This is a genomic window from Brevundimonas sp. GN22, assembly GCF_054824005.1.
Genome location: NZ_JSYD01000123.1, coordinates 1 through 790, shown reverse-complemented (window position 1 = coordinate 790; position 790 = coordinate 1). Strand labels below are relative to the sequence as shown.

Here is a 790-nt window from a genome sequence, read left to right as displayed (position 1 = left end):
ACTGCTGCCAAGCCCGAGAGCGACCTGCAACTGGAACTGCAAACGGTCAACGCTCGCGTCATCGCCCATTGGATGAAGGCCTCTCGCCAAGTCCTGAGCGACCTGCCGCAGTTGCAAGGCTTGATCGATACTGAGCTGCTGGATGGCCTGATGCTGGCCGAAGAGAACCAACTGCTGAACGGCTCCGGCACCGGCCAGAACCTGCAAGGGCTGATCCCGTCTGCAACTGCTTTTGCAGCGCCGATCACGATTGCTGACCCGACTATGCTGGACACTGTGCAACTGGCCCTGCTGCAAAGCGCGCTGGCAGAGTATCCGGCCAATGGCGTGATCATGCACCCTGCTGACTGGGCGCGCATCACCATGCTGAAGGATGCTGACGGCAACTACATCATGGGCCAACCGGGCACGACTATCGCACAACGCCTGTGGGGTTTGCCGGTGGTCACGACCCAAGCTGTGCCGGTGGACAAGTTCCTTGTTGGTGACTTCCGTCGCGCCGCCACGCTCTACGACCGTTGGAGCGCTCGCGTTGAGACCGGATACGTCAACGACGACTTCACGAAGAACATGGTCACCATCCTCGCTGAAGAGCGCTTGGCTCAGGCCATCAAGGCACCGAAGGCTCTGACTTACGGCGACTTCGGCAACGTGACCTGATGACAGGAAAGCTGACGATGTTGGGTTGTCCTTTCCCCGTTGAGCATCGTTAGGGCGTGCGCGTGATGAGGGTCACGGTGGTGCGTAGCGGCGCAGGTTGTTCCCCGGCCTGCGTCGCCCCTCGGGGGGG

At 61.1% G+C, this 790-nt stretch carries 1 protein-coding gene; it reads left to right on the top strand.

From position 1 onward, the window contains the following. The coding region (locus tag OB03_RS13905) for a phage major capsid protein (protein ID WP_461344553.1) at positions 1 to 660 on the top strand (660 nt) is incomplete at its 5' end. Positions 661 to 790 lie beyond the last annotated feature (130 nt).